This window comes from Lysinibacillus sp. UBA6686 (assembly GCF_002455205.1).
Taxonomy (GTDB): domain Bacteria; phylum Bacillota; class Bacilli; order Bacillales_A; family Planococcaceae; genus Lysinibacillus; species Lysinibacillus pakistanensis.
Genome location: NZ_DKJS01000085.1, coordinates 218,821 through 225,746, shown reverse-complemented (window position 1 = coordinate 225,746; position 6,926 = coordinate 218,821). Strand labels below are relative to the sequence as shown.

The 6,926-nt window shown below is 36.9% G+C and carries 5 protein-coding genes, 1 riboswitch and 1 other annotated feature; of the genes, 4 read left to right on the top strand and 1 reads right to left on the bottom strand.

The genetic code is table 11. From position 1 onward, the window contains the following. Window positions 1-133: 133 nt before the first annotated feature. Entirely contained in the window at window positions 134-322 is a 189-nt protein-coding gene (locus B2R82_RS24000; RefSeq protein ID WP_286927457.1) for a hypothetical protein, read from the bottom strand. Between the two features lie 342 nt (window positions 323-664). Between B2R82_RS24000 and hpaB the strand changes: the two genes are divergently transcribed. The 4 genes from hpaB to B2R82_RS23980 all read left to right on the top strand — a co-directional run bounded on the left by hpaB (window position 665) and on the right by B2R82_RS23980 (window position 6,926). Next, window positions 665-2,104 carry a 4-hydroxyphenylacetate 3-monooxygenase, oxygenase component gene (hpaB, locus tag B2R82_RS23995; protein WP_286927455.1) on the top strand — a complete coding sequence of 480 codons (1,440 nt, stop codon included), beginning with the start codon at window positions 665-667 and terminating at the stop codon, window positions 2,102-2,104. A gap of 72 nt (window positions 2,105-2,176) precedes the next feature. Beyond that, window positions 2,177-2,344, top strand: a riboswitch (M-box (ykoK) riboswitch). Between the two features lie 243 nt (window positions 2,345-2,587). After that, entirely contained in the window at window positions 2,588-3,553 is a 966-nt protein-coding gene (locus B2R82_RS23990) for a magnesium transporter CorA family protein (protein ID WP_286927453.1), read from the top strand. A gap of 69 nt (window positions 3,554-3,622) precedes the next feature. Next, window positions 3,623-3,834 (top strand) — a binding site (T-box leader). A gap of 77 nt (window positions 3,835-3,911) precedes the next feature. Further along, the gene (gene alaS / locus B2R82_RS23985; RefSeq protein ID WP_286927451.1) at window positions 3,912-6,572 is read left to right on the top strand and encodes an alanine--tRNA ligase; all 2,661 of its coding nucleotides are present in this window, start codon (window positions 3,912-3,914) and stop codon (window positions 6,570-6,572) included. Window positions 6,573-6,659: 87 nt separating this feature from the next. Continuing rightward, window positions 6,660-6,926, top strand: coding sequence for an IreB family regulatory phosphoprotein (locus tag B2R82_RS23980; protein WP_004226839.1), 267 nt, complete (start codon window positions 6,660-6,662; stop codon window positions 6,924-6,926).

Here is a 6,926-nt window from a genome sequence, read left to right as displayed (position 1 = left end):
AAAGCGAAGCGTCAGCGGCAAAGCACTCAGTCGGAACGGAGATCAACCCCTCGTTTTGAAAAAGGGCTATACTTTTTAATTTGTCACCTTGATTTCATTGACATAATAGTATTTCATTATGCTTTAAAAGTGATTAATGAATACCTACGATATGATGTTTTACCACTTCATAAGCCTGGCAAACATTTTTATAATTAGCTCTGTCTTGAGCAATTAAATTAGAAGCAATAGAAAATAAAAGATTTTCTTCGTTATGATCCTCCATTTGATTCATTAAGGCAGCTTCTAATTCTTCGACATATGCAATGATTTTATGGTTCATCTATATTCTCCTTTGAAAAAGATGTTTTTTGTTTTGTTTACGAGGCTATCTTACACCTACATAAAGTAAAAATCTAGAAACTCTGTACTAGTTAAAACAGACTTTTTTATGAATGTGACATAAAATTGAACTTGTTTAATAATCGCTTATTGTAATCGATTTTATCTAAAATAACTGAAAAATCAGCGATATAAGCAAATTTCTTTTTGTCTCAAAAAAAGTGGTACAGTTTCCCTAGATTGATGGATTGATATAATACAGTTGGGAACCTTGGAACCTAAAACTGGGAAATTCCATATACTAAACGAGTATAAAATAATTGGAATGTTTAGGGGTGACTGCATGCCAGCAATTACAGGACAGCAATATATTGAGCGTATTGATGCGTTGCAAACGTATATTTCTATTGATGGTGAAGTTGTAACAGGAAAGGTGTCGGAGCATCCAGCATTTAAGGGAGTTATGCAGAGTCAGGCAAGACTCTTTGATTTACAAAATGAGCAGGCATTGCTTGATAAGATGACCTATGTATCACCGACTAGTAATCATCGTGTTGGGATGTCTTTTCTACAAGTATTGACAGGCGAAGATCTTGTAAAAAGACGTATTGCCGCAAGAGAATGGGCACTATCCACTCATGGTCTTATGGGAAGAAGTCCAGATTACATGAATACGACATTAATGGCACTTGCGTCAGCTGCTGATTATTTAAAAGATAAACCAAATTGTTTCCCTGAGCATTTAGTGAAATTTTATGAGCATGCCCGCGAAAATGATTTAACGATGACTCATACCTTTATAGAGCCCCAAGTTAATCGTAAAAAGTTTTATTTTGAGGATGAGGAAGTCATTATTGCTGCTAAAATTGTTGCTAAAACAAGTGAAGGGTTAGTCATTAAAGGGGCAAGATTACTCGCTACACAGGGAGGAATTACTGATGAACTTCTTGTGATTTCAACAAACGGTTATGACGAAGGAAAAGGCTTTGCATTTTCGATTCCTAGCAATACTAAAGGCTTAAAGTTTTTATGTAGGCAGTCCTTTGTAGGCGGTGAATCAACGTTTGATTATCCATTAAGCAGCCGCTTTGAGGAAATGGATGCAATTGTTGTATTTGATGATGTGATTGTGCCATGGGAGCGCGTCTTTTATTATGAAAATTTAGAAGTTGCCAATACCTTTATGAATATCAGTGGCTTTCAGGCCTATGGCTTACATCAGGTGCTGTCACGCCAAATAGCTAAAACAGAATTTATTTTGGGCGTGGTGCAATCAATTGTAGATACGATAAATATAGGAGACTATCAGCATGTGCAGCAAAAGGTTGTAGATATTATTGTAGCATTAGAAACAATGAAGGCTTTATTGTTAAAGTCAGAAATTGAGGCAACAAGGGATACTTTTGGGTTTATAAGGCCAGATCATCCTTCATTGCAAGTTGCCATTCATGTGTTCCCAAAAGTGTATCCGACTTTTACTGAAATCATCCAATTACTTGGTGCAAGTGGATTAATGTCCATTCCAAGTGAAAAAGCCTTTGTAGCGGATGATGGGGACCTAGAACACTATTTACAGTCATTTAAAGATGGCGGTAAAGAGCGGGTTAAAAAATTCCGTTTGGCTTGGGATTTAACAATGAGTAGCTTTGGCACAAGGCAAACACTTTATGAGCGTTTCTTCTTCGGTGACCCAGTTCGCTTAGCATCAGTACTTTATCAAACCTATAATCGAGAACAATATATTGGAAGGGTGGAAAAATTTTTAAAAGATGATTGTTCCTAAATCTGCTACAAAAATTTTTCAGTTTGACAGTTGTTTCATTATGCATTATGATTTACAAGAATAAAAAAATAACAATCCCTTCGTTAGGTGAGGCTCCTATGCTGGAGATACGCTACTACCCAAAAATGTCGAGAGACGCCAATGGGTCAACAGAAATCATCGAAATAAGGTGTTTTTTAACGTAGCTGGAGTAAATTTCCTATGCCGCATAGTGCTAAAACTCAACGTTTGAAGGTAAGAAAGCAAAGTACTGTTCTTTACTGTACTGTTTTTTGATATGTGTATTCAACACGCCTTCATTCGTCGAAGGCGTGTTTTTGTTATTTAAGGAAGGTGATGAGAAATGGATAGTAGTCCTGAGCCGGGTAAGCAAATGTTAGGAAGAAATAAACATTTAAGGATCGTCGATTTCTTATCGCCGAAACAACAATAGGCTCATGCCTGTTTGTTCTCCTTAAATAATAAAACATGAGGTGAAAAACAATGATTAAAATCCATTATTTTAAAAAAAGAAGCAACATAGTAGAACATGATTTTAATTTGAAAGAATTTAAACATGGCCTCCATGCTGAGGATTTATTATGGGTTGACTTATATGCATATAGCTACAATGAATTAAATGATATCGCGGAAATTTTTGGCTTCCATCCATTAGCGGTAGAGGATTGCTTAAACGAGGGTTCTCGCCCAAAAATGGATCATTATGGCGACTATAATTTTTTTGTTTTTCATGCCCCGATCTATAATGAAAAAAGTAGCAATGAAATAACTACAGTAGAATTAAATATTTTTATGGGTCCTAATTATGTTGTAACGGTTCATAAGCAAAAGCTTAAATGGCTAGGTCATATCGAAAATATTTGCTTAAACAGTACAAAGTATTTAGATAAAGGCACTGATTTTCTTTTGCATACAATTATTGATGGCATTACTGATGAATATTTCCCAGTTTTAGAACGGATTAGAGCCCGTATAGATGAGCTTGAAGAGGAAATATATGATTATCAGCCGAAAATAGTTACAGAGGAGTTTCTTGCGCTTAAGCGAACTATTATATTCATTCGACAGGCAATTATGCCACAAAAAAGAATTTTTTCAAATAGTAATGGTCAGTGGAAATTTGAAATTCGTGAGGAAAATATTCCATTCTATAAAGATTTAAATGACCATCTTGAACGAATTGTTGAATCGACAGAAACCTATAGAGATTTAGTAAACAGTACCTTAGATACTTATTTTTCAATTATTAGTGGTAAATCAATTGAAAAGCTTAATTTGCTTACTGTAATATCAACAATTATGCTGCCATTATCAGTCATTACAAGCTTTTTTGGCATGAATGTTCCATTGCCATATCCAGATTCACCAATTACAACGATTACAATTAGTGTATTTTTAGTTGTATTTACTTGGGGAATGTGGGCATACTTCAAAAAAATGATTGCCTAGTGATGGTTAGCTTTACTAGTGACAATTGACAGAACAAAATATTTTTTTTATAATGCTCGATAGAAAATAGTAAAAACGATGATGGAACAAGTACGTATTTGTGGGTGTTCAGAAAGGGGTTTCTTGGCTGAAAAAATCCTCACATTGCAGATACCGAAAGCTACTCCAGAGTGCAGTTAATCTCTGCCGTTCACTTACGTTACAAGTGCTAAAGAGGTAAGTATTTTTTACTTACAACTAGGGTGGTACCGCGAGACAACTAACAAGTCCTCGTCCCTTATTGGGATGAGGGCTTTTTTATGCTTATTTGCGGATTCATGTCGTAAACTTAACAAAATTATGAGGAGGAATTTATCCTATGAAAGCAGCAGATATTCGCCGTATGTATTTGGAATTCTTTAAAGAGAAAGGTCATCATCATGAGCCATCAGCACCACTAGTACCCATTAATGACCCATCCTTACTTTGGATTAACTCTGGTGTTGCTACTCTTAAACCATATTTTGATGGTCGTGTTATTCCAGATAATCCACGTATCACAAATGCCCAAAAGTCGATTCGTACAAATGACATTGAAAACGTAGGTAAAACAGCACGTCACCATACGTTTTTCGAAATGCTTGGTAACTTCTCTATTGGAGATTACTTCAAAAAAGAAGCGATTCATTATGCTTGGGAGTTCTTAACAGATAAAAAATGGATGGGCTTTGATCCAGAGCTTTTATCTATTACTATTCATCCTGAAGACCAAGAAGCCTATGATGTTTGGCATAACGAAATAGGTATTCCTGAAGAACGATTAATCCGATTAGAGGGGAACTTCTGGGATATTGGAGAAGGTCCTTCTGGTCCAAACTCAGAGATTTTTTATGACCGTGGAGAAGAATATGGCTCTAATGATAGTGATCCAGAAATGTATCCAGGTGGAGAAAACGAACGCTACCTTGAAATTTGGAACTTAGTGTTCTCACAATTCAACCATAATCCAGATGGTACGTATACGCCGCTGCCAAAGCAAAATATTGATACAGGTATGGGTCTTGAGCGTATTGTGTCAGTTGTTCAGAATGTTCCAACTAACTTTGATACTGATTTATTCATGCCGATTATTGAAAAAATTGAGGAGTTTGCTAACCGTAAGTATAAGCGTCCTAGCGAAGTAGATTTAAATGAAATCTTCGGCTCAGAAGAGGATATTAATACACCATTCAAAGTAATTGCAGACCACATCCGTACAGTAGCTTTTGCGATTGGTGATGGCGCACTTCCTTCAAATGAAGGTCGTGGTTATGTATTACGTCGTTTATTACGTCGTGCTGTTCGTTATGCAAAACAAATCGGTATTGAAAAACCATTTATGTTTGAATTGGTACCAACTGTAGGCAAAATAATGGAGGACTTCTATCCAGAGGTAACGGAAAAAAGTGAATTTATCCAACGTGTCATTAAAAATGAAGAAATTCGCTTCCATGAAACATTAGACGGTGGTTTAGCTATCTTTAACGAGGTCGTTGCATCACAAAAAGCAGCAGGACATGATTATATTCCAGGTGCAGATGCCTTCCGATTATATGATACTTACGGTTTCCCAATTGAATTAACAGAAGAATATGCTGAAGAAGTAGGCATGAAGGTAGATCATGAAGGCTTCGAGAAAGCAATGGAAGAGCAACGTGAGCGTGCCCGTGCAGCTCGTCAAGATGTAGACTCCATGCAAGTGCAAAATGAAGTTCTCGCAAATTTAACGGTTGCCAGCGAATTTGTAGGCTATGATACATTAACTGCAGACACAGAAATTGCAGCGATGATTGTCAATGGACAAGTAGCGAAGGTTGCCTCTGAAGGTCAAGAAGCGCTAGTAATTTTAGCAAAAACACCATTCTATGCTGAGATGGGTGGACAAATTGCAGATAGTGGTATCATTTCAAATGATAGCTTTACTGCCGTTGTCAAAGATGTTCAAAAAGCACCAAATGGTCAGCCGCTCCATACAGTGGTAGTTGAATCTGGTGAAATGCATGTAGAAGATACTGTGCAAGCAGTTGTTAATCGGGATGATCGAAATTTAATTATTAAAAATCATACAGCTACACATATTATGCAGCGTGCATTAAAAGATGTGCTAGGCGATCATGTTAACCAAGCTGGTTCATATGTAGGTCCTGATCGCTTACGCTTTGACTTCTCACACTTTGGTCAAGTGACAAAAGAGGAGTTACAGCAAATTGAACGTATTGTAAATGAAAAAGTGTGGGATGATATAGAGGTTGTGATTGAAGAAAAAGGCATCGATGAAGCGAAGGCAATGGGGGCTATGGCATTATTCGGTGAGAAATATGGCGATATTGTCCGTGTAGTTTCTATTGGTGATTACTCTATTGAGCTTTGTGGTGGTCTACATGTAAAACGCTCTTCTGAAATAGGTTTCTTCAAAATTATCTCAGAAGGTGGAATCGGTGCAGGTACGCGTCGTATAGAGGCTGTAACAGGAAAAGTGGCATATGAAGCAGTTAAAGAAGAGGAAGCTTTATTAAACGATGCTGCAGCCTTATTAAAAGCAAATCCAAAAGATATTGTGACAAAAGTACAGGGACTTCAAGCAGACTATAAAGAATTACAACGTGATAATGAGGCACTATCTCAAAAAATTGCGAATGCACAAGCAGGAGCAATTGTAGACGCAGCTCAAACAATTGGTGATGTAACAGTCCTTTCTACTAGAGTAGAAGCAAAAGATAATAATCAATTGCGTCAAATGATGGATGATTTAAAAGTGAAAATGAATAAAGCTATTGTCGTTTTAGGAGCTGTTGATGGCGAAAAAGTAATGCTATGTGCTGGCGTCACAAAAGATTTAGTGGGCGGCAGTTATCATGCCGGAAATATCGTAAAAATGGTAGCAGAGGCATGTGGTGGTAAAGGCGGCGGTCGTCCGGATATGGCGATGGCAGGTGCAAAAGATGCATCAAAACTTGATGAAGCACTACTTTCTGTGTATGATTATATTAAATCCATTTAATTAATACGCCAAATCGGTTATAATAAAGAGAAATTGGAGATGAGCTTTTTTGCACATCTCCTTATTTCTGAAAGCGAGGTGCTGGTCATGAGTTCATTTGATCAAACGATGAAATTTAATTTTCCAGAAGAATCAATGGAACAGGAAGTCAAGCAGGTAATGTTGAAAGTTCATTCTTCATTAGAGGAAAAGGGATATAATCCTATCAATCAGATTGTCGGTTATTTACTTTCTGGTGATCCGGCGTATATTCCTCGCCATCAGGATGCTCGTAATTTAATTCGCAAGCTTGAGCGTGACGAAATTCTAGAAGAGCTTGTTAAATTTTATATTAAAAAGAATAACGAGGACTAG

What these genes read in the sequence shown, in the direction of transcription:
- B2R82_RS24000 (WP_286927457.1), bottom strand. Translation starts at nt 322, where the DNA reads ATGAACCATAAAATCATTGCATATGTCGAAGAATTAGAAGCTGCCTTA.
- hpaB (WP_286927455.1), top strand. Translation starts at nt 665, where the DNA reads ATGCCAGCAATTACAGGACAGCAATATATTGAGCGTATTGATGCGTTG.
- B2R82_RS23990 (WP_286927453.1), top strand. Translation starts at nt 2,588, where the DNA reads ATGATTAAAATCCATTATTTTAAAAAAAGAAGCAACATAGTAGAACAT.
- alaS (WP_286927451.1), top strand. Translation starts at nt 3,912, where the DNA reads ATGAAAGCAGCAGATATTCGCCGTATGTATTTGGAATTCTTTAAAGAG.
- B2R82_RS23980 (WP_004226839.1), top strand. Translation starts at nt 6,660, where the DNA reads ATGAGTTCATTTGATCAAACGATGAAATTTAATTTTCCAGAAGAATCA.